We start from the raw sequence: 20,894 nt of genomic DNA on the forward strand, positions 1-20,894 counted from the left end.
ATGTGACCGCGACGCAGCTGCTCAGCAACCGACGGGGACGAAGGACCTGAACTCGGAGAAGGAATAGGGGTGCTTGAATCGCCTACATCGATCCTGCGCTGCTGCTCGGTGAGGACCTTCCCCTGGTCGGCTAGTCCCTGCATGGAGGCGTTGAGGCGCTGCAGGATGTCGGCGGCGTTGGCCTCGCGCTGGGCGTTGGCCTGCGCGGCGATCGCGTCATAGACGGCGGCGCCCGTGGAGACCACGGCGCTGACCACCTTCCCGGAGATCCCGTAGTGCCTCATCACCGGAATCGTCACCTGGGCCACGTCCCGCAACGAATCCAAGCCCTCGTCCACCAACACCGGGGACAGACGCTCAGCCTCCTCACGCGCATGCATCATCACGCGACGCATCTCGGTGTACATCTGGGCGCCGTGCAGGTAGGCGTCGCGCCGACTGTCCAGACGCTGGTCTCCCTGCTCCAGCCAACCATCGATCGCCGTGCCGGTCTCGCCCTCGAAACCCTGGTTTGCGCGGTAGTGGCGGTAGCTTTCCGAGGCCTCGTCCAGGCCAGTGATGACCTGGCTGTGCAGGTCGTCGTATTGCTCCAGCTGCAGGTTTCTCTCGGCCGCCTTCACGAACATCATGAGGCGGTGGTACATCGGGCTGTGTGCCATGGTCGTTACTCCTCGCCTCAGAGCTCGGGCTGATCGCCGACGGCACTGGGGACGCCAGAGGGGGCAGTGCCGGTAGAGCCAGCGGAGCCTGCCCCCGCGGCGGCGTTAGCGATCGCCGCGTTGGAGCTCATGGCGGCGCCCGCCGACGCCAACTGCCCAGCCGCCGCCTCCTCGGTCCGCGTGAAATCCTCCTCGGCCCGATTCACCTTGGAACCAAAGTCCTCGTAGCCGCCCTTCTCCTTGACAAAGCCCTTCCGGGCGAGCGTGAGGAAGGAAATGAGCTGCTCGCGCGCTGCAGCGACGCCGACCTCGTTGCCCCACACGTCCTCGGACTGGGCATCAGCAAGGGACTGAAGGGCCGTGGAAGCTGACTCTAGGCCTGCCCCCCCTGCTGGACATCCTGCCTGGTTTGCTCATGTTTCTGGGAGTCGAAACCCACGTCGCTCACGCGCGCCTCCTGTGCCTGTGAATCTCGCGAAGGGGCATCGCGAGAGAAAGATGGATGGTGCAAGCATATGGCGAAACACGCGGCGAGACAAAAGCGCTACGCGGGGGTCATTGTGGGCGCGGCCAGGCGTCACGGACGAGGCCACGCGGCCGCTTCGGCAAGTCGTCAAGCGGCCGCGGGCGCAGATCATGTCGGCTACGCTGTGACTCAACGGGGCGTGGGCGTGCCCGCCCGACGCCCGCCCGGGGCGCTCTCGCACGCGCGGCCTCGAGTCAGCCCGTCAAGCGCGCCGACACGGAAGGACAAGGGGGAAACATGGCGTCCACCGACGAATACCTGGAGCACGTGCGCGACCTACTCGGCGAGCTGGACGACGTGGCCCACCGCAAGATGATGGGCGAGTACGTCCTCTACTACCGGGGCAAGGTCGTGGGAGGCATCTACGACGATCGCTTCCTCCTGAAGATCACACCCACCTCCGAGCGACTCCTTGCGGGCGCGCCCCGCGCCATCCCCTACAAAGGCGCGAAGGAGATGCTCCTCGTCGAGACCGAGGACCGCGAGGCGCTGCGCGACGTGGTCACTTCGATGTGGGAGGAGCTGCCCGCCGTCAAGAAGCGAGCCAAGAAGTAGGAACGCTCACCGCGCGCGAACACGCTCTCGGGCGCGGCACCCCGGCCTCGGGACGGACGAGGCCCGCCCCGCCCACCCGGCACCGGCGCGCGGACTCTTAGAGATGTGCGACCAGCTCCGCGACGCGCCCGGCGTGGTCACGGGAGCGGGACACCATGTCGGCGAGCAACGCCTCGTCCGAGCGGTTTGCATACGAGACGCCGTAGAGGCACAGGGCGCCCACGTACTCCATCCCGGTGAGCGAGCACGTGGCCGTCACGGGGGTCAGGAGCGCGTTGATGTCGACGGAGTCCGCGCCGTAGTAGGCCTCGGGGGCCCCGGTCGTGACGGAGACCACGAGCTTCTTACCGCGCAGCGCGTTCCCCGTCGACCCGTGGCTGAAGCCGCGGACGAACACGTCCTCCACCCACTTCTGAAGGAGAGCCGGCCAGCCGTACCACCACAGCGGATACTGCAACACGATGACGTCCGCGTTCCTCAGCTTGGCCTGCTCGCCGCTCACGTCGATCACGTAGTCGGGGTAGAGCTCGTCGAGACGATCAACCTCGGCGTTCGGCAGCAGCTTTGACAGCTCCTCCACGATGGTCTTGTTCGCCACCGAGTCCACTTCAAGGCGCGGGTGCGCCGACACGATCAGGATGTTTGCCACGATGGATTCCTCTCTCTGATACCAACGAGCCTAACTCCTCGCGCGCGAGAACAACAGGGGGTGCACCGCGTTCACGAGAACCGTGCCGCTAGCGGTGGCAGCTGCGGCCTCAATGAGGCCCGGGTTTTGCGTGCGGGTAGCGAACGAGATTCGTTTCTTCATGTTGCTGCCATGGTTATTCGGTAGGTGTATGCTGGTCCGCATATTGCTTCTAACAACGTCGAACTGGGAGTAATGCGATGGCGCGTGGCTACAGGGCAATTGTGGAACTGGACGGCAAGGAAGGCGCTCTGCTCACCGCCGACCGCCTCTTTCACGAGTGGGCGCACAACAAGTACCCACTGGAGGGGAGGAGTGCGCGCATTGAGTGCGACGAGGAGGGTATCTACCGATTCGGTGAGCTGACATCCCGGATGGGGGGTATCGCGGATGTCGTCGCGACGAAACTAACGGAGACCTCCGAGGACAAGCACTACGAACGTCAACTCCTCGAAATGGTCGAACGCACAGGCGACGGCCACCAGCAGTGGACGACGCGAATCTTCGCCATGCACGCGACCAAAGAGTCACACTATCGGGATGTGGTCTGGATCGAGGTCACCCCACCGCACGACAGTGAATGGGACGCGAAGCCCCCGCGGCTGGTGCGCGATCTCATCAGCGAGGGTCACTGCTATGACCGTGGGATGCCGCTGTCGGAATCTCTTCAATCCGTCTCCGACGACCGCCAGGTCGAGGAGCTGATTGGCTGGATCCGTGACGAACGCAGGCGTGCCTCCGTCGTCGTGGCCGCGCCGCTCACGGACGGGAGCGGAGAAGGGGACCTCGTGGCGGAATGCCGATGGAAGGACATTCTTGGTTCGCTGACTCGGGACTCGCTCGGCTGTGCGTCCTACTTCCTCCTCACGCCCGACGCCTACCGTGAGTTCCGCGCCGGGATCGGGCAGGGGTGTGGCATGCCCAAGGGGAGCCTGCGCACCTACCTGCCCGGATTTAATCCCGAGGAGCCTGCGGACAGGCTTCGCCACCGGGTTCTCACCGCTCCTACGCTCCTGCGCGGCTATGACGAGAAGAGAAAGCGTTTTCGCCCTGAACTGTCGGCGATTATCGCGCGCACCCCCTGCGAATACCTGTGGGAGAACGGCCTGGACAAGGAACTGCGCCGCGCGCAAGCGCCCCTGGACAAGAAACGCCTCACGGTGCCCACGTTCTATCCGCTGCGCGAGGTGACAAGGACGGTGGAGCTGCTCGACGAGAGGGTGCGCCAGCGGGTCGCCGAGTCTCTGTCCGCGCTCTCTCACGAGACGGGGCTGACGGTCGAGGAGTCGAGTAAGCCTGAACCGGTGAAGCCGGAGGGTGCTGCACCTGGGGCGCATGTATCCGAGGCGAGCGGTAGGGCCGTGGTGGCCGAGCCAGCGCCGCAGCGTAGCGAGTCCCGACAGCTGGCGTGGTACGAGCCGCTACGCCGCCTGATTCGCCGCTTCTTGCCGTCTTTTGATCCGCGTTCGCACACCGAGCTGGAGAGCGGTGTCGCCGCCCTCTCGAGCGGCCTGGATGCAATGAATGACGAGCATGCGCAACTCGCCGCGCGCCGTGATGAGCTTGAAAACGAGCTGCAGGCCGCGGAAGAACTGCTGGAAGAAGCATCGCGCCAGAGCCAGCACATCGAAGAACTTAAACAGGAGCGGAAGACGCTCGTAGAAGAGCTTCTAGTGGTTCAGCAAGAGAGGGAGAACCTCAGTAAGAAGAATCGCCGCCTCGAGTGGAAGGTGAGACATCCCGACGTGGGCGACCAAAGCGAGGAGGTTGACGATTCGTGGTTGACTGATTCGCCCAAGAGCATGTCGGAGCTCTTCGATCGGATGACTCAGGGCGGCTACGAGATGGTCACGCGCTACGTTGAACTGAGCGCCCCCAACAAGATGATGGATGACATTCTCGCCCTCGATGAGCTGGCGGAAAGCCACTACGCGGCTGAGTTTTGGAACTACATCCTCGTGCTGCGCGATTATATGCGCGCTCGCGAGACAGGTGACTTCGCTGCTGGGGATGTCGAGGAGTATTTGCTAGCGCAGCCAGAGGGGTATTTTACGTGTGGCCTCAAGCGGCACAAGCGCAATGAGGGGCACACCGTTAAGACAAAGCGAAAGATGCGGCTTGAACGTATGCTGCCGGTTCCTACGGCGGTTGATTCGCGCGGCTATATCGAGATGTGGGCGCACTTTGCGCCGACGCATTGTAATCAGAGGGCACCGCGCATGTATTACTACGCGGACACGAAAAAGACGAACAAGGTCTACATCGGCTATATCGGGCGTCACCTGACCAACACGAAGACCAACTGAGCGTTGTAGATGCGACTTGGCCCCGGCCTCGTTCATGAATCGACGAGGCCGGGGCCGAGTCTTGTGCGCAGCGCGCGGGCACTGCGTCCTCCCCGGCTGTGCCCGCGCCGGGGAGGAGAGGAAGGGTAGTTACTGCCCGGAGGTGTCTGTGAGCGTCCAGCGCTGCGACTTGGAGGAGTCGGAGCACTGCGAGATGACCACCTGCGTGGCATCGCGTGTCGTGTCGCCCGGGATCGTCAGGCACAGGCCGGACGCGCGGTTTTTGAGCTGGCCGACCATCGTCGCGGGTACCAGGGCCGCGTCATCCGCGTCGGGCGCAGCTGCATTGTCGGACGTGTCCACTGCGGCAGGCGCGAGGGCCGCGCGATCCGCGTAGGTGGCGGGGGAGAAGACCACCATGTCCCACGAGGACAGGCGACCCACGTTGAACGTGAGGGTCGTGCGACCCTGCTCATCCGTGCCCGTCGTGAAGTCGCGGGGCGTCGGGCGGCCGCCGTCGTCGTCAGGGCTGACGGCGAAGATCGAACCGGGGACCTGCTCGCCGTCCTCCAGGTGGTAGGTGACGGACGTGTTGTCGAAGGGCCGGATCTGCTTGGCGGCGTTACGCCAGTACTCGTCGTTGCCCTCGTTGTCGTTGGTGCGCAGGTTGATCAGGTGCAGGGCCGTGCCCGCGTTGGACGTCATTGTGTTCGCCCAGATCGTGTTCGAGGCTCCGTCCGTCGAGGTCGGCAGGCTTACGCCGTTCGTCGAGACCTCGACCTGGCGTTCCTTGCGCGTCAGGTTATCGCCGAAGAGCAGATTCTCGTAGGCGGTGGAAATGTTGTAGTAGTTCTTCAGCCACGCCTGCAGGTCCGCGGACATGGAACGGCCGGAGCTCACGAAGAACTCGTTGTCGAGCATGCGACCGTAGTCGCCGAGCTCCAGGTGGTGCGCGCCGTTCGCCGCGAACGCCGCGTCCGCGAGCTTGACGGAGTCCGCGTTGAACTCACGGAAGGTGATGCAGTCGATGTTGACGGGCGTGTAATTCTTGTCGTTAGGGACCAGAAGGAGATCGTGTGGGTGCCGGGCGTGAGCTCGAGGGTCTCCGTCATGTCCTTCCACGTGTAGTCGCTGCCCGTCGCGTCGAAGTGAACGTACTTGATGAGCTTCTGCTGCCCGGTCTTACCCACGTCGAGGATCATCTGGTGGGAGGCGGGATCGCTGTCCTGCCTGGCGTAGAGCGTCGTAAACGTAAACGTGCCACCCTGACCGGCGTCGATGGTGAAGGTGACGGCGGAGCCGCCCGCGAGGTCGTGAACCCAATAGGAGCCGTTGTCCTCACGCAGGCGCCAGTCGTCCTTGATGGTGTTCGTGTCGTAGCCGTCGTTAGCCGAGTACGCCATCGAGTAGGCGAGTGAGCCCATGTTGGCGTTCTTCGCATCGGTGACGTAGTCGGTGATTGTCTTCTTTGACGCGTAGGTGTTCTGGTACCACAGCGGCCACTTGTTCTCGAGGTCGCCGGTGGCGACGGGCTGCTCGTGGCGGTATTGCCAGTCGTAGTATTGCAGCGCGTTGATGTGGTAGTCCCGGCTGAGCTTGTCGATGTAGTCCTGAGGCTTCTGGAAGAGGAACGCCTCGTAGGTGGTGTGCCCGTCCGTGCCCTCGGGGGCGGCGGGTTTGAAGTGGGAGAGGAAACCCATGCGCGGGAAGCGCGTCCAGCTGGTGGAGGCGTCGATGGCGGTCTCCGCGTGCGTGCCGTCCCCTCCGGTCGCGGTGACGAGGTATCCCTGGTTGTTCTCGCTCGGAGTCGTGTAGGCCCAGGTGGCCTTGCCGTTCGTCACGGTGGCGTCGCCCGAGGCCACCTCGACGCCGAGGTGGCTGACGGAGAAGTGGACGGTTCCCCCGGTCGAGGCCTCGGCCGTGATCGTCGCCTGTGTGCCCGGTTCATGCGTGGACTTGTCCGTTTAGGCGCGGGTGACGTGTGCCGTGCCCGTGGCGGTGGCGGTGGGCGGTGTGCTGGTCGGCAGGGGCACAGCGGTGGCGACGACCGCGGTGCCCAGCACGATGGCGGCGGGGATGGTCAGGGGATGTCGTGTCTCCATGACGTGTGTGTCCTCGGAATCGTTGACGGGACTGCCCGGTGGGGGAGTTGTGCGCGTGAAAATGCGCCCATTCAACGGTAAAGCGACTTCTAGTAAATTAACCGACAATATGGTGGTGCTGAGCGAAAATGTCCCGCAGTACGGACAAGTAAAATCGTGGACAGGTTGAATTTCTGAGTATTTGCAAGGTGTTGTGCGTTCGCGAGCTGCTGTTTTGCTCGCTTGTCTGCGCAAGAGCCTGTCCTTATTTTCTGAAAGTGTCTAACTGGGTAGCCTCGGGAGAGTGTTCTGAAAAGTTCGGTTTTGTGAGTCTGTTTCGCTCGCCCTGTGTTCATTGGCGAGGCCGGGGTTGGGTTGTGTGGAAATAGGACGTGCCGGGGACTAAATTCGTTCTGGAGTGCAGCTCCGGGGCTGTGTAGTGTTCCCGGAGCTGCGCATGGCGAAGACCTCTGCGCGAATCTATGCTATGTGTCTGCGCTCCGCGATTCATTATAGGAATTCGACGGATACGAGTCAGAAACCTATATGAGAGCTAACCGCGGTCTCCTCCACTTCCCCTGTAGATGAAGGTCTGAGTTGTTGGATCGTAGGTGAAATCTGTGATGTCGCCATTGACGGTCATTTCAATGGCCTGGTCGATCGCATCGATGGGGACTATGAACCACTCGGAGGGATTGTAGATCTCTCCATTGGGGCCCACCTGGCTGAGGTTGAGACGTACATCGGAGAAGATACGGTGGATTAGGCGTTCCAAAGCGGAGGGGCGCACGTTGTAGACACGATAGTCGGCCACAACCTCAACGGGTGCCATCAGGTATGTAGGCTCGTTGATAGCGTTTTTGATGCGCTGACTGACCGGGGTTGTCGAGAAGCCGATTTTGTGAAGGTGCTCTAGACCAGCGATCTGCGGGTCCGTGCTCAGCGAGCGTAATACGTAAATGTGTCCGGTCTCAATATCAGCGTCCCCCAGCTCGTCTAAAGACAGGACATGATCGGCCGGAACGACTGCCCTGCCGTTCTGTTCGGCCAGTCGGATAGCCAATGAGGTTCGATACATTGAGGATTCGGTGCCGTTCTCAAAAATTACCCGCAGGCGTTCACGGGGCCGAGAGGAGCCTCCGCTCATCTTATAGTCGCGCTCACCTACCTCAGAAACAAACAACATGACCCCGCCTAGCACGAAAAAGCTGCCTTGTCTGATGGTTGAGACGCCGCTGAAATTGCGTAGAATTGCTTCGCCAGTGGCCAGCTCGGCGTGCTTGATTTTGAAGAGGTTCTCAAACTGTCTAAAATCACGTGCTTTCTTGCGTTTGGCGACCTCCACATCCTTGTCTGTAACGATCCTCGCGGGGAGGGTAGTCAGATCGAAAATGTCATCGTCGCCGCCCAATAGATCGAGATCATCGTGGGCGAGAAGCTCATCGACGTTCTTCGGAGCGCTCTCAGGGTCCAGCAGGCCGAAGTCATCAAGGTCCGCCACCGCATCAGCGCGAACTTCGTCGGCTAGGAAGCCGTCCAAGCGTGCTCCCAGGCGGCGTTCGGCAATGTCATGAGTGTGGGGGCTTGGGCGGCGTCCGTGGGTGCGGTAAAATTTGGCGATTTCTAGGAAGCCTTGGCCCAGGCGGTCTTCTCTGGTGAGCTTATGCTTCTTTGTTGGTTCCTCTAAGAGTCCGTCCTCGTCACTGGCAATGGCAGCGTCGAGTAGCGCCTCAAGGTTGCGGTTGTCCTCGCTCATACTCAGTCTTCCTGGCCTGCGCTCTCCTGAGTCCTTCGCCGGTCGCTCTCCTGTTTGAAACGCCGCAATACCAGCAGACACTCGGCATAGTAGCGCTCGGTTGCGTCCTCAGAACGACGGTCGGGACGCTTTCCGTTGACTTTCGCCCAGTGCTGGATCTGTGGAAATGCTTCGAGTGCTTCTTCGACAGCGATATCCAGGCGCGTAGCGGCGATGGTGTCCGAGATCAGTTGCAGCACGTTGGGCGTGACGGTTTTGGAAATTACCTCAAAAGCACGTTGGAACGGATTGATCGTGTCGATGAGATTGATGTTCAACTCGTCGAGGTTCACGAATCGGTTAGCCAGCTTTACGAAACGTTTGTCTCCGACTTCCTTCACCTCACCTGTCTTAATGACGGAGTCTATGACTACATGCTGGCGAACCTCTTCAACCTCGGATTCGGTGAGGTCTGGGTAGCGTTGCCTGATGATTTTGGGGATAAGGATCTTGTTGGTCGACTGAGGGTCGACGCTCCCTGCAGCAGCCCGTGCGAAGTTGTCGTCTTGAAGGATGTTAGCCTTGAGATCGTTGAGGTCGGTCTGGATGATCTGCTTGACCCGTGCAGTGGATGGTTCTTTGAAGCCCCTGACTCGCAATGTCCCCGGTTCGGAGGCGTCGTCATTACCCTGCTTGGCCTTGAAAGAGAAGTTGGGAGCGAGGACCTGCTCCATGAGCAGCGATGCGGTGATCGCTTTGAGCATGTTATTTACCGCTACCGCTACCTCGTTTTGGCTGGCGTCGGGTTCTGCAATGAGGTTCGTGAACTGAGCACGGCTCTTGCCTTCGCTGTCGCGAGTGACGCGCCCGATGATCTGGATTATTTCTGTCAGTGAAGCACGGTATCCGACCGTTAGAGCATGCTCTGCGAAGGGCCAGTCGAAACCCTCTTTCGCCATCCCGAGTGCGATGATAATGTCAACGGCATCGCGCTGCTTCGAGGCCACAGTGGACAGGTAATGCAGGGTGTTTGCTCGCGCATTCTGATCCGTGTCGTCCACCAGGTCTGCTACGCGAACGACGGTACCGGTATCGCGGCGCCGCACTTCGATAATCCCCGTGCTGGGTTCGGTGCGTTCCACGGTGCCGATGGCGTCGAGGATGAAACCGACTTCTTCGAGTTTGTTCTTGGTGGACTCGCCGGAATTCACGTTGGGGATGTGGACGATTGTCTTCTTGTCTAGGTCCAGCACTTCATGGATCGCATCGGTGTAGCGGCCCTGGTAGAAGTGGTGGCCGATCCCCAGGTGCTTGAGATACCGGTATCCGTTGAGCTGGTCGTAATAGTTGAAAGTAACCGGTGTGAACTTGGCTTCGTCCTCTGGCAGGAGCACCGGAACGCTATCCCCGCGGAAGTAGGAGCCAGTCATGGCCACGATATGCGCGGTGGACTTCGTCATTACGTCTCGGAGTAGGGCACCTAGACGTGAGGACTCAATGTCGGCGGACACGTGGTGGAACTCGTCGATGGCCAATAGAGAGTCGTTGAAAGCTTCCGGTGGAAGTTTCTCAAAGGCAAACCGCAGGGTTGCGTGGGTGCACACAAGGACTGGATCTGAATTCTCCAAAAAATCCACGAATGCTTGTACTTTGGACTGGCTGGAACCGGGCGTGCACAGGTTGTTTCGATCCTCAACGCGCCAATCGGCGAAGAATCCGTAGGTCGTTAGGTCTGTACTGGCGAAGGAAGCGCCGATAGAACGCTCGGGTACTGCGACAATGACCTTCCTGATGCCCTGATTGTACAGTTTGTCCAGTGCCACGAACATCAAGGCACGCGACTTCCCCGACGCTGGGGGCGCCTTCACGAGGAGGTACTGAGAAGCCCGTTCTGCAAATACCCTGGCCTGCATCTCTCGCATACCTAGTTCATCGGTGTTTACCGATGAACAATTCTGGGCGTAGGTCACATCGACTATGTTCGTGAAGTCCTCAATATGGGTGCTCATGACTGTGCCTTTCGGGTGCGGCGGGATCTGTTGGTGGCTGTAGCCGCTTGCTGGGTGGGTAGTTCCTCAGCGCTCATCTGCTGGTAGAGGTCGAAGAGCAGGCTGAGCCGCTCCTCATCGGAGTCGAAGGGGCGCTTCCGGTAGATGCGGTCCACAACAACATCCAAGTCCGCGTGGGCTCGGCGCAGATTCTCGGGCATCTTTTCATCATCGTACAGCTCAGCCAACGTGTACTCGCAATGGTATTCGCGCACGTCGAGCACACGGAATGCACGTTGTGTGAGGGCTTCCTTCACCTGGTCAGTGAGTGGAGGGACGGGGAAGTTATTGTAGACTAGCGTATTCGAGTAACGATACCGTGTTTCGAGTTTTCCGCCGACAGTTCCGAGCCAGGCCATGTGCATCCGCGAGGTCAGCAATGCGAACAACCAAGGCTCGGCTTCGTAGACAGCATTTGCTGCGTCTGAAATCACGGTATCAGGGCCGAGGTAACCGATGGGGACATACTTGCGTCGTTCCGAGGAATGGCGTGGAACAATGATGGAGTCGGTAGGCTTGTATGCTCGCTGCACGAACAAATGTGGTCTGTCCGCATACTTGGCAGTGGATGATGCGTCACTGGCATGTCGGTATTCTGAAACTGCGCGCAGACGGCGTGAAATCCAGGGGGATGCCTGCGCTTCTTGTGCCTGCGTATCCGCAATCCACAGACAGTATCGTTGATTTCCGTCAATATAGTCCTTCGCTCCGCAATAGGACTTAACGAAGCGTTCTGCCTGTGGGTCGGTATTTCTTAAGTCAATGAGATCAGTTTCAGAAAGGATGAGATTTCCTCCATCACGCGGCATAGAGCCGAACTTCATAGTGGGTAGGTACCGAGTAAGAGGATCTTGTTTGCGTGTTCTGATATAGATATCATCAGCGTCAATTAGGTATCCGTTAATATTTGTTACCTGTGTTCGGATATGTTCGGAATACAAATACTTCTGTTTGTTGGTGATATTGCGTAAACTGACGACCACCACGGTTACGCCTGCGTTGCGCTTAGCGTTGTTTTCCCATTTGAAGGAGGTGTATGCGTAGCCGATCTCAAGCCCCATCTCGAGAATCATGGGAAACATGAGGCCCGCGTGTTCGCCTTGGGTCACGGAGTTTGTGCTTACAAATGCGAGTTGTGCTTGGGTTCGGCGGATGTAGGCTGCCCCCTTGATGAACCATAGAGCAATGTAGTCCAGGTTTTTTGAGTAGGGGCGGTCGCCGAAAGCGTAATCGTAGTCTTGCTTTTGAGCTGCTTTGAGTTTTTTTGCTCCGCCGTAAGGCGGGTTTCCAATGAGGTATATTTCAGTGCTACCGTCATTTTTGCAGATGGTGTTCCAGTCGATTCGGGTGGCATTTCCTGCATGGATAGCCCCGGCTTCCTTCAATGGGATAAGTGGGATGGTGGTACCGAACTTATCCTTAAACTCACGATTCATTTGGTGCTTGGCGATCCATAGTGAAAGGATCGCAACCTCCACAGCGAAATCATCGATTTCAATGCCATAGAAATGTTCAATGCTGATCACTGAGTCCGTGAACAGGGTGTTGTGGGAGGGGTCGAGATCCGCTAGACGCTCTAAGATTGCATGCTCTAGCCGACGCAACTCTTTGTAGGCGATGACTAGAAAATTGCCGCTTCCGCACGCCGGGTCAAATATGCGTATTTCAGAAATGCGATCGAGTAGGTCCTCGAGTTTCTTTGCGCTGTCCCATGCTGTGTCGAATTCTTTGCGCAGGTCATCAAGAAACAGTGGTTCGATGGTTTTTAGAATGTTGGGAACGGACGTGTAGTGCTGACCAAGGTCTGAGCGCTTTCCGGGAGTGACGATTGCCTGGAACATGGAACCGAAGATGTCCGGGTTGATCTCTTGCCAGATCAATGTGCCCAGCCCCAGTAACATGGCGCGTGCGGCCTTCGTGAACGTGGGGACGAACAGTGAGTGATCAGTGCTGAAAAGTCGTCCGTTCACATAGGGGAAGCCTGCGAGGTATGCGGGCTTATCCTCTGAGCGTTCAGTGTCCAGTGCTTTGAATAGGCCCGTGAGGAAAATGTCGACATCAGAACCATCCTCTTGGGTGTGAGAGCCTACTGCGTTAGTGAACTGGTTGTCTGTGAAAATCCCGGTGTCTTCCGCAAAGAAGCAGAACAACAGGCGGGTGAAGAATACGTTGAGGCCGTGGCGCTGGGTCTCGTCCTTCGTGACAATTGGGTTGGCCTTAAGTAGCTCGTCGAAGAGCTTCCCCATCTGTTCGGCAGCGTTAACGTCCGCATGTCTTTCTGCCACGTACTGGGCTTTCTCCATGCCTGCCCAAGGTAGGAAGAATGTGAAGTGCTTGGCGATCTCCCGCAAGGGAAAAACGATGTTCTCACCGGTCTTGGCATCCCACGAGATCAGCGTGGTGTAGTCGGTGACCATGATGAAGCGTGGGGTGTAGCGAAGCACGTGAGCAGCGGTGCGCAGCTGCTCTCCGGCTTCCAATAGGGATGTTTCTGTGGCCTTGGGAATCTCGCGGAAATAGACCACGTTCTTTAGAGCTACTTCGCAAGTGGGGTCTGCCGCTACGTTCAACGAACCGTTGCGTAGACGGGTGATAGAGCTCTTCGGCTTGCCGTAAGCGGCCAAAAGGTTGAAGAGGAACTCACGATCATAGGTTGCTTGATCCCCTAGTGGGGCGACGCGAGTTTCAATGTCCTTGAGTGTAAAGCGTGCCATCGAGCATCCTCCTTGCTGCATGTAAGTCTAATGTTAGTTACGGTGTACCTGTCTTCGCGCGTCGATTGCAGTGGTGGCACTTCGCGAGTCGCCTTGCCTGAGCCGATACGCCCGGTTGCTTGTCTGTTACGGAGCCTACGCTCTTTGCTACCAATCCGTCTGGTGTCAGTGTTTTGGAGCTTGCGTGTAGAGGTCAGCAGGCGGTGATGTGACCTGCTATCGGAACTGCGCATAATCAACCGACCTGCCGGTTGTCGGTGTCGACGTCGGCTTCCGCGGTCGCGGGGACGCTCGTTGGGACGTCATGCTCCTCTTCGGGATCGCTGGGGTTCTCGCTGTCGCCAGGCTCAACGGTGCTGGCAGGGGCGCTGGACACGGCAGTATTCTGAGCGCCTGCCGTGCGGATCGTCTCGCGGATCCCCCACGCGAAGAGGGCAGCGAAGAAGTGGAAGGGCATCCATGAAGTCACGAGCCACCAGTCGGACCCGCTGCCGGCGATGCCAGACACCAGTCGTCCCAACCACCACAGGATGGGTACGTCGGTGAGGACAGTACCCGCGATCACGATAGCCTTCCACGATCCGGCGCGGTCGAGAAAATCCCGCGAGATGGACGCCAACACCTGGAAGAAGGTGAAGAAGCCCATGAGACAGATGAAAGTCAACAGAACAAGGCTGGATGACAAGGAGAGTACGAGCAAGACCAGGAGGCCCACTTGGAGCATCAGGTACCGGACGATGAATGTAACAATCCCTCGCGGGTCACGCGTATCTGTCATGCCCCCATCGTAACGGAGCTCTCAGACGTGAGGCCCAGCCTCTCAAGACCCTAGAATCACGGCGATACTAGCCCGCCCTGCTTCCAATCCCGGCCCCGGCCTCGTTGATCAATGAACGAACGCGGTCAGCGGGCCCGATCTAAGGTTCCTACACTGTTTTCACACGCCATAAAAGAGGGCGGCCGCTGAATGCAGCGCAGGATCAGGCGAGCGTGTCGTTGAGTGGGAAAGCGAGGATGAACGATGTCGTCCACCAACCAATACCTGGAGTTCGTGCTCGACCTGCTGGGTGAGCTGGACAACGTGGCGCACCGCAAGATGATGGGCGAATACGTCCTCTACTACCGGGGCAAGGTCGTCGGCGGCATCTACGACGACCGCTTCCTGCTCAAGGTCACGCCCGCTTCCAAGCGCCTCCTGCCCGACGCCCCACGCGCCACCCCCTACAAAGGTGCGAAGGAGATGCTCCTCGTCGAGATCGAGGACCGTGATGCGCTGTGCGACGTGGTCTCGGCCATGTGGGAGGAGCTACCTGCACCGAAGAAGAAGAAATAGTAGACGTGCCTCCGGCCTCGTGATGGACGAGGCCGGGGCAGGGTTGTGCGTTTTGTCTGGTGGTAGGGGAGCGGTCGAGGCCGCTCCCGAGAACATGGACTACTGCTTGTCGGTGTCGGTGTCGGTGTCGGTGTCGGTGTCGGTGTCGGCGGTCGCGGGGGCACTCGTTGGGGCGTCTGCATCGTTGGATTCGCCCGGGTCCTCGAAAGCGGCTGGCTCAGCGGGACTGTCTGAGGCGCTGGGCGTGGCAGCGTCTTGCGGGGCCAACCAGTGGAAGATCTCTCGGAGCCCCCACCCGAAGAATGCAGCGACAAAGTGGTAGGGCAGCCACGCGGTCACAAGCCCCCAGTCAGAAGAGCCGTCAAGTGCGCCTCCCAGCATGTTTCCCAGCCACCACAGGACCGCCACGTCGGAGAATACGGCCCCCGCGATCGCGACAGGCTTCCACGATCCCGCCTTGTCGAGGAACTTTCGGGTGACGGCTATCAACACCTGGAAGAAGGTGAAGAAGCCCATGAAGCCAAAGAAGTAGATGAGGGCCAGGTCCATAGCATAGGAGAGCGGGAGCCCGACCAGGAAGATCACGTGGAGCACCAGGTAGCGGACAAAGAAGTTAACAATCCCTCGTGGGTCACGCGTATCTGTCATGCCCCCATCCTAACGGAGCTCTCAGGCGCGAAGTCGAGCTGCCCGCGGGCTCCATGAACAGGGCGTGCACACGAATGTCGTGAGGGGTGAAGCCCCGTTCCCGAAGAGAAAACGGCGCAGTACTACGGTAGAAGCATGGCCAATACCGACTCCCAGCCCCTCACCCTGCGCCGCATTCTCCTCGTCATTGCAACGGGCGTCGGCGCGGGCTTCCTTTCCGGACTCTTCGGGGTGGGAGGCGGCCTCGTCATCGTGCCCGCCCTGATGGCCGTCCTGGGCATGGATCAACGCCGCGCCTCGGCCACGTCCCTCGCAGCCATCATCGTTACCGCCGCCGTCGGCTCGGGCACCTACGCCCTGCACGGCGAGGTCTCCTGGGCGGGCGCCGCCCTCCTCGTCGTCGGCGCGCTCGCGGGCTCCCAGATCGGCGTGTGGCTCCTGCGTCGCCTCCCGGCACCCGCCCTGCCCTGGATCCTCATCGGCTTCACGGTCTTCGTCATTGTCTCCCAATACCTGCAGGTCCCCACGCGAGAGGGAACCGTCTCGCTGACCCCGGCCTCGTGCGCCCTCATGATCCTGGTCGGCCTGTGCGCCGGCATTCTCTCTGGCCTGGTCGGTGTGGGCGGCGGATCCGTCATCGTGCCCGGCATGGAGCTCGCCGTCGGTGCGGGCGACCTCATCGCGCGCGGCACGTCGCTCCTCGTCATGATCCCCACCGGCATCGCCGGCACCGTCACCAACCTACGCCACCGCATGGTCGACCTGCGCGTCGGCCTCATCGTCGGCGCATCCGCCGCGGCCACGGCCCCCGTTGGACGCCTCGTCGCGACGCTCGTGTCCCCGAGCGTGGGCGCGATCCTCTTCAACATGTTCCTGCTGACCATCATCGCCTTGACGATCGTGCGCATACGTAAGAAGGCGCGCACTCAGATCTAAGGGGCCGAGGCCTCGGCCAGGTAGCGCCGCGAGCCTCGTTGCGTAGCCCACCGCGGAGTCGCCGGGGTAGGCTCTTCACGGATAGGTTGTTCGCATGTGGATAGGTTAGACGCATGTGGATAGGTTAGACGCTTGTGGATAGGTTAATAACCTATCCGCGTGCTCGTAACCTATCCGTGTTTTCGTAACCTATCCGCGAGTACAGGCGATGGGCACAGCAGGAAGGCGGTCAGCAACAGCAGAGGGGCAGAGGGCGGACGTAACAGCGGGCAACCGCAGTGGCACAGTAGCTAAGCGCTGAGGCACGACGGGCAGCCGCAAGCGACAACAGAGGGGATTCCGGGTGCCAACGACAGCGGGTGAGCGCGCCAATCGCCCACCGGCACCCGAACACAGAAAGCGGCCCCGGCCTCACACGAGACCGGGGCCGAAGCGTCAGCCGCTAGCGCGACTTGTGGATCACTCGTCGGCGGCGCTGGGGTGCGTCATGTCGGCGGGAACCACCCACGCGTCGAACTCCTGCTCCGTCAGGAAGCCGAGCTCCAGGGCGGACTCGCGCAGCGACAGGCCCTTGTGATGCGCGTTCTTCGCAATCTTCGAGGCCTTGTCGTAGCCGATGTGGCGGTTCAGGGCCGTGACCTGCATGAGGTTGATGTCCAGGTTGTGCTGAATCTTCTCGCGGTTCGGCTCGATCCCGTACGCGCAGTGCGTGTCGAAGGACACGCAGGCGTCGCCCAGCAGGCGGATGGACTCCAGGACGTTCCAGGCCATGACGGGCTTGAAGACGTTGAGCTGGAAGTTGCCCTGCGAGCCGGCGAAGCCGACCGTCGCGTCGTTGCCGAACACCTGGGTGGCGACCATCGTCATGGCCTCGCACTGCGTCGGATTCACCTTGCCCGGCATGATCGAGGAACCCGGCTCGTTCTCGGGAATGAGCAGCTCGCCGATGCCGTTGCGCGGACCCGACGCGTACCAGCGCACGTCGTTCGCAATCTTCATCAGGGCGTCGGCCAGCACGCGCAGGGCGCCCGAGACCAGCACCAGGGCGTCGTGCGCGCCCAGCGCGGCGAACAGGTTATCCGCCTGCTTGAAGTCGATGCCGGTCTCCTCCGAGATCTTCTTGGCGGTGAGCTCACCGAACTTCGGGTGGGCGTTCAGGCCGGTGCCCACCGCGGTGCCGCCGATGGCGAGCTCGCGCGCACGCGAATCCGCGTACTCGATGCCCTCCAGCGCGAAGTCGATCTGCGCCACCCAACCGGAGATCACCTGGCCCAGGCGAATGGGCGTCGCGTCCTGCAGGTGAGTGCGGCCCACCATGATGACGTCGTCGAACTCCTTGGCCTTCTTATCCAGCGTCTCGCGCAGCTGGCGCACGCGCGGGTACATGTCGTGCAGCTCGGAGACGACCGCGATGTGCATGGCCGTGGGGAAGGTATCGTTTGAGGACTGGCCGCGGTTGACGTGATCGTTGGGGTGAACCGGGGCCTTCGTGCCCATCTGGCCCCCCGCGATCTCGATGGCGCGGTTGGAGATGACCTCGTTGGCGTTCATGTTGGACTGAGTGCCCGATCCCGTCTGGAACACGACGAGCGGGAAGTTGTCGTCCAGCTTGCCGGAGATGACCTCGTCGCCCGCCTGGGCGATATAGCCCGCGATGTCGGCGGGCAACTCACCCAGCTCGGCGTTGGCCAGGGCCGCGCACTTCTTCAGGATACCGAGGGCACGCACCATCGGGCGGCCCCACACGAACGTGTTACGTCCGATGTCGAAGTTGTGCAGCGAACGCTCCGTCTGAGCGCCCCAATAGCGGTTCGCAGGAACCTCAACGGCTCCCATCGAGTCGGTTTCAGTACGGGTAACTTGTGCCACAAGTGGCTCCTTCGCGTAGGGCTTACGTACCCCCCTAGGATAGCGCCGCGCGCGCCCCGTGGCGTGGGGCACTCGTCCTAGTCGCTGACGCGCGCACGCAGCTCCACGCGGGCAAGCAGCCACCACGCGCACGCGCACGACAACACCAGGAGCGCCAGCGCGAGGAGGAATGGCGACAGAGGGGCCCACCCGTACAGGGCGGTCGCAGACACGGGGGCCACGATCCACGTGATCGCCCCCGTCGCGTTGATGATCCCCGCGATGCCGCCCTGCTCGCGCGCGCTCACCGACAGGGACGCGCCGGCCGCGTAGCCGGGGGAGGCCATGCCCGAGGCCACGCCTAGAGCGAAGGTCGACGCGCCCACCGCCCACAGGCTCGGCGCGACAGACAGGCAGGCCAGCGCCGCGAGGGCGGCCGTCATGCCCGCGCGCAACAGGGAGCGAGGCCCCCACCCCAGGCGGGGGACCACGATCAGCTGCATGAGCATCGCGCCCGCCGCGTTGGCCAGCAGCATCACTCCCGTCACCGGCACGGCGCGGGTGGGATCCAACGCGCCGCGATCCTGCACGACGAACCCCATCGTGATCTGAACGACGCCGTTGGCGAAGTAGATGCCAAACACGGAGACGATCCACGGGGCGATGCGCCGATCCAGCCACCCCACGCGCGGCGGCAGGGCCGCGTCCGCCTGCGAGGTGTCGGCCCGGGGCCCCGACGAGGCCGGGCGTACATGCCCTGCCCGCCCCGCATCGCGCGCGACGCCGGGCAGGCGCCTCGCCGGTCGCGAGCCATCCCCGTCGCGCGGCAGCCACGCCAACGCAATGCCCAGTGCAACCAGGACGAAGAGGGGCGTGGCGTGGACGGGAGCAAAGATCCACCACGCGCCCAGCGCGGAGGAGACGAGGGAACCAATCATGACGGAGAGGTTGATGGCGCCGGAAAAAGCGGAGGTTCCCCGCACGCGCGAGGCCTCGTCGGGAGTCACCTCGGCGACGAGGGCCTGACCCGTGGGAGGAATCGCGGCGACAGCCGAACCGAAGAATGGCCCGCGCGCCACCATGATCGCCCCGGCCGCGCTGGCCGCACCGATCGCGCCGCCAGCGCGCGCCCACACGGCCGCCGAGAAGATCGTTCCGGCCGCCAGCGCCAGGCCGAGCGCCCACAGGATGACGCGCCTGCGCCCCCACGCGATCGAACGCCGACCCCAGAACTGGCTGAGGACCGTCACCGCCAGCGCAGCCAGCGACACGGCGGCCCCCACGATCCACTCGGGCAGGGACAGCGCACGAGACAGGGGAGCGATCGACACGTTGAGCATGTTCTGCGCCGTGTACGTGAACAGGGCGATAGCGACGAGGGCGCGCAGCGTCGGATTGGTCAGCAACGGAGAGGAAGGCACAGTGCATCCTACGACGAGGCCCCGCGAGATGCGCGGGGCCGAGCCGGGGACGGGGGATCGAAGCGGCGAGCTCGAAGAAACTGCTAGCGCTGAACCCAGGTGGTCACCTTCCAGCGAGCGTCCCCGGAGATCTCGCGCCAGTCGGTGTCGCTACGCTCCTCGTCACGTCGCCACAGGGAGGGATCCAGGGCGGGGGCATACACGAAGGTCGTCCCCTGCGGGGCGCTCGCGGCCACGTCCAGGTCCAGGTCGGAGATGACCGCCTCGTCCAGGAGTGGCAGGGTCTGCGCGTACAGGTGAGCCCCGCCCGTGATCCACACGTAGGGCGCGCCCGTTTCCTGCGCGACGGCGCGGGCATGGTCCAGCGCGTCCTCCACCGAGTGCGCGACGTGAGCGCCCGGGGCCTCGTATCGCTGGGAGCGGGTGACCACGATGTTCGTGCGGCCCGGCAGTGCCCCGCCCAGCGCCTCCCACGAGCGCCGCCCCATCACGATCGGGCAGCCCATCGTGGACTCCTTGAAATGGCGGAAATCCGCCGGGACACGCCACGACATGGACGTGCCGGTCCCGAGGACGCCGCCGCGGTCCTGGGCCCAGATAGCCGCCAGCTTCGTCATACCGCGACCGGGGCCTTGATGGTGGGGTGGTGCTGGTATCCCGCAAACGAAATGTCCTCGAAGGAGTAGTCGAACATCGACCGCGCCTTGATCAGCTCCAGCCGGGGGAAGGGGTAGGGGTCCCGGCTCAGCTGCTCGCGCACCTGCTCCGTGTGGTTGGAGTAGATGTGGCAGTCGCCCCCCGTCCACACGAAGTCGCCGACCTCCAATCCGGCCTGCTGGGCGAACATGTGAGTGAGCAACGAATAGGACGCGATGTTGAAGGGGACCCCCAGGAACATATCCGCGCTGCGCTGGTAGAGCTGCAGCGAGAGACGACCATCGGCCACGTACAGCTGGAAGAAGGCGTGGCACGGCTCCAGCGCCATCTCCTTCAGGTCGCCGACGTTCCACGCGGAGACCACCATGCGACGCGAGTCGGGGTCGGTTCGAAGCGTCTCCAGCACGGAGGAGATCTGGTCGATGCGTCGTCCATCCCCGGCGTTCCACGAACGCCACTGCACGCCGTACACCGGCCCGAGATCACCGTTGCCGTCAGCCCACTCGTTCCAGATGCGGATCCCGTGCTCCTGCAGCCAGGACACGTTCGAGGAGCCGGACAGGAACCACAGGAGCTCGCCGACGACGGACTTGACGTGTACGCGCTTCGTCGTGATCAGCGGGAACCCACGCGAGAGGTCGTAGCGCAGTTGGGCGCCGAAGACGGAACGCGTGCCCGTCCCCGTGCGATCCCCCTTCGGAGTTCCCTCGCTCATGATGCGGGCGAGGAGATCCTCGTACTGGCGGTCCACGCCTGCCAC

Annotated in this window: 18 protein-coding genes and 2 pseudogenes; 4 read left to right on the forward strand and 16 right to left on the reverse strand. The window is 61.7% G+C overall.

The window, feature by feature from the left end; translation table 11 throughout:
• Positions 1-659: pseudogene (locus HMPREF9006_RS10775) on the reverse strand (hypothetical protein); the annotation flags it as partial.
• A gap of 17 nt (positions 660-676) precedes the next feature.
• On the reverse strand, positions 677-982 hold the full coding sequence (locus HMPREF9006_RS09930) for a hypothetical protein (protein ID WP_009213474.1): 306 nt from the start codon (positions 980-982) through the stop codon (positions 677-679).
• A 440-nt stretch (positions 983-1,422) separates the two neighbouring features.
• Between HMPREF9006_RS09930 and HMPREF9006_RS09935 the strand changes: the two genes are divergently transcribed.
• Positions 1,423-1,740, forward strand: coding sequence for a TfoX/Sxy family protein (locus HMPREF9006_RS09935; protein ID WP_009213475.1), 318 nt, complete (start codon positions 1,423-1,425; stop codon positions 1,738-1,740).
• A gap of 97 nt (positions 1,741-1,837) precedes the next feature.
• On the opposite strand, the gene HMPREF9006_RS09940 is transcribed toward HMPREF9006_RS09935, so the two are convergent.
• Complete coding sequence (locus tag HMPREF9006_RS09940) at positions 1,838-2,389, reverse strand: NAD(P)H-dependent oxidoreductase (RefSeq protein ID WP_009213476.1); 552 nt, start codon at positions 2,387-2,389, stop codon at positions 1,838-1,840.
• Positions 2,390-2,628: 239 nt separating this feature from the next.
• On the opposite strand from HMPREF9006_RS09940, the gene HMPREF9006_RS09945 reads away from it, so the two are divergent.
• Positions 2,629-4,734 (forward strand): hypothetical protein, encoded by a 2,106-nt coding sequence (locus tag HMPREF9006_RS09945; protein ID WP_009213478.1) that lies wholly within the window; start codon positions 2,629-2,631, stop codon positions 4,732-4,734.
• A gap of 129 nt (positions 4,735-4,863) precedes the next feature.
• Here HMPREF9006_RS09945 and HMPREF9006_RS11055 read toward each other — a convergent pair whose 3' ends face one another.
• The 8 genes and pseudogenes from HMPREF9006_RS11055 to HMPREF9006_RS09970 all read right to left on the reverse strand — a co-directional run bounded on the left by HMPREF9006_RS11055 (position 4,864) and on the right by HMPREF9006_RS09970 (position 14,069).
• On the reverse strand, positions 4,864-5,133 hold the full coding sequence (locus HMPREF9006_RS11055) for an RICIN domain-containing protein (protein ID WP_332248106.1): 270 nt from the start codon (positions 5,131-5,133) through the stop codon (positions 4,864-4,866).
• A 51-nt stretch (positions 5,134-5,184) separates the two neighbouring features.
• Positions 5,185-5,676, reverse strand: a pseudogene (locus HMPREF9006_RS10970) (glycoside hydrolase family 66 protein); the annotation flags it as partial.
• Positions 5,610-6,638 (reverse strand): glycoside hydrolase family 66 protein, encoded by a 1,029-nt coding sequence (locus tag HMPREF9006_RS10975; RefSeq protein WP_232209882.1) that lies wholly within the window; start codon positions 6,636-6,638, stop codon positions 5,610-5,612. The gene HMPREF9006_RS10975 and the pseudogene HMPREF9006_RS10970, both read right to left, overlap by 67 nt.
• Before the next feature lie 39 nt (positions 6,639-6,677).
• Entirely contained in the window at positions 6,678-6,815 is a 138-nt protein-coding gene (locus HMPREF9006_RS10980; RefSeq protein ID WP_009213481.1) for a hypothetical protein, read from the reverse strand.
• Between the two features lie 532 nt (positions 6,816-7,347).
• Positions 7,348-8,550, reverse strand: a complete 1,203-nt coding sequence (locus HMPREF9006_RS09955; RefSeq protein ID WP_009213482.1) for a GIY-YIG nuclease family protein — start codon at positions 8,548-8,550, stop codon at positions 7,348-7,350.
• Positions 8,551-8,552: 2 nt separating this feature from the next.
• Complete coding sequence (locus HMPREF9006_RS09960; protein WP_009213483.1) at positions 8,553-10,538, reverse strand: DEAD/DEAH box helicase; 1,986 nt, start codon at positions 10,536-10,538, stop codon at positions 8,553-8,555.
• Entirely contained in the window at positions 10,535-13,291 is a 2,757-nt protein-coding gene (locus tag HMPREF9006_RS09965) for a DNA methyltransferase (RefSeq protein WP_009213484.1), read from the reverse strand. Before HMPREF9006_RS09965 ends, HMPREF9006_RS09960 begins: the two co-directional genes overlap by 4 nt.
• 235 nt (positions 13,292-13,526) lie before the next feature.
• Positions 13,527-14,069 (reverse strand): hypothetical protein, encoded by a 543-nt coding sequence (locus HMPREF9006_RS09970; RefSeq protein WP_009213485.1) that lies wholly within the window; start codon positions 14,067-14,069, stop codon positions 13,527-13,529.
• 243 nt (positions 14,070-14,312) lie between these two features.
• On the opposite strand from HMPREF9006_RS09970, the gene HMPREF9006_RS09975 reads away from it, so the two are divergent.
• Positions 14,313-14,624, forward strand: a complete 312-nt coding sequence (locus HMPREF9006_RS09975; protein ID WP_009213486.1) for a TfoX/Sxy family protein — start codon at positions 14,313-14,315, stop codon at positions 14,622-14,624.
• Between the two features lie 99 nt (positions 14,625-14,723).
• Here HMPREF9006_RS09975 and HMPREF9006_RS09980 read toward each other — a convergent pair whose 3' ends face one another.
• Positions 14,724-15,272 carry a hypothetical protein gene (locus HMPREF9006_RS09980; protein ID WP_009213487.1) on the reverse strand — a complete coding sequence of 183 codons (549 nt, stop codon included), beginning with the start codon at positions 15,270-15,272 and terminating at the stop codon, positions 14,724-14,726.
• A 135-nt stretch (positions 15,273-15,407) separates the two neighbouring features.
• On the opposite strand from HMPREF9006_RS09980, the gene HMPREF9006_RS09985 reads away from it, so the two are divergent.
• Complete coding sequence (locus HMPREF9006_RS09985; RefSeq protein ID WP_009213488.1) at positions 15,408-16,208, forward strand: sulfite exporter TauE/SafE family protein; 801 nt, start codon at positions 15,408-15,410, stop codon at positions 16,206-16,208.
• A gap of 459 nt (positions 16,209-16,667) precedes the next feature.
• Here HMPREF9006_RS09985 and fumC read toward each other — a convergent pair whose 3' ends face one another.
• The 4 genes from fumC to HMPREF9006_RS10005 form a co-directional block, all read right to left on the reverse strand.
• Entirely contained in the window at positions 16,668-18,077 is a 1,410-nt protein-coding gene (gene fumC / locus HMPREF9006_RS09990; protein ID WP_009213489.1) for a class II fumarate hydratase, read from the reverse strand.
• A gap of 77 nt (positions 18,078-18,154) precedes the next feature.
• On the reverse strand, positions 18,155-19,477 hold the full coding sequence (locus HMPREF9006_RS09995) for an MFS transporter (RefSeq protein ID WP_034231802.1): 1,323 nt from the start codon (positions 19,475-19,477) through the stop codon (positions 18,155-18,157).
• An 83-nt stretch (positions 19,478-19,560) separates the two neighbouring features.
• Positions 19,561-20,094, reverse strand: a complete 534-nt coding sequence (locus HMPREF9006_RS10000) for a dihydrofolate reductase (RefSeq protein ID WP_009213491.1) — start codon at positions 20,092-20,094, stop codon at positions 19,561-19,563.
• On the reverse strand, positions 20,091-20,894 hold the full coding sequence (locus tag HMPREF9006_RS10005) for a thymidylate synthase (RefSeq protein WP_009213492.1): 804 nt from the start codon (positions 20,892-20,894) through the stop codon (positions 20,091-20,093). The genes HMPREF9006_RS10000 and HMPREF9006_RS10005 overlap by 4 nt, the downstream gene beginning before the upstream one ends.

The organism is Actinomyces sp. oral taxon 180 str. F0310, assembly GCF_000185285.1.
In the GTDB taxonomy this organism is placed as follows: Bacteria; Actinomycetota; Actinomycetes; order Actinomycetales; family Actinomycetaceae; genus Pauljensenia.

What these genes read in the sequence shown, in the direction of transcription:
- HMPREF9006_RS09935 (WP_009213475.1), top strand. Translation starts at nt 1,423, where the DNA reads ATGGCGTCCACCGACGAATACCTGGAGCACGTGCGCGACCTACTCGGC.
- HMPREF9006_RS09945 (WP_009213478.1), top strand. Translation starts at nt 2,629, where the DNA reads ATGGCGCGTGGCTACAGGGCAATTGTGGAACTGGACGGCAAGGAAGGC.
- HMPREF9006_RS11055 (WP_332248106.1), bottom strand. Translation starts at nt 5,133, where the DNA reads ATGGTGGTCTTCTCCCCCGCCACCTACGCGGATCGCGCGGCCCTCGCG.
- HMPREF9006_RS10980 (WP_009213481.1), bottom strand. Translation starts at nt 6,815, where the DNA reads ATGGAGACACGACATCCCCTGACCATCCCCGCCGCCATCGTGCTGGGC.
- HMPREF9006_RS09955 (WP_009213482.1), bottom strand. Translation starts at nt 8,550, where the DNA reads ATGAGCGAGGACAACCGCAACCTTGAGGCGCTACTCGACGCTGCCATT.
- HMPREF9006_RS09960 (WP_009213483.1), bottom strand. Translation starts at nt 10,538, where the DNA reads ATGAGCACCCATATTGAGGACTTCACGAACATAGTCGATGTGACCTAC.
- HMPREF9006_RS09965 (WP_009213484.1), bottom strand. Translation starts at nt 13,291, where the DNA reads ATGGCACGCTTTACACTCAAGGACATTGAAACTCGCGTCGCCCCACTA.
- HMPREF9006_RS09970 (WP_009213485.1), bottom strand. Translation starts at nt 14,069, where the DNA reads ATGACAGATACGCGTGACCCGCGAGGGATTGTTACATTCATCGTCCGG.
- HMPREF9006_RS09975 (WP_009213486.1), top strand. Translation starts at nt 14,313, where the DNA reads ATGTCGTCCACCAACCAATACCTGGAGTTCGTGCTCGACCTGCTGGGT.
- HMPREF9006_RS09980 (WP_009213487.1), bottom strand. Translation starts at nt 15,272, where the DNA reads ATGACAGATACGCGTGACCCACGAGGGATTGTTAACTTCTTTGTCCGC.
- HMPREF9006_RS09985 (WP_009213488.1), top strand. Translation starts at nt 15,408, where the DNA reads ATGGCCAATACCGACTCCCAGCCCCTCACCCTGCGCCGCATTCTCCTC.
- HMPREF9006_RS10000 (WP_009213491.1), bottom strand. Translation starts at nt 20,094, where the DNA reads ATGACGAAGCTGGCGGCTATCTGGGCCCAGGACCGCGGCGGCGTCCTC.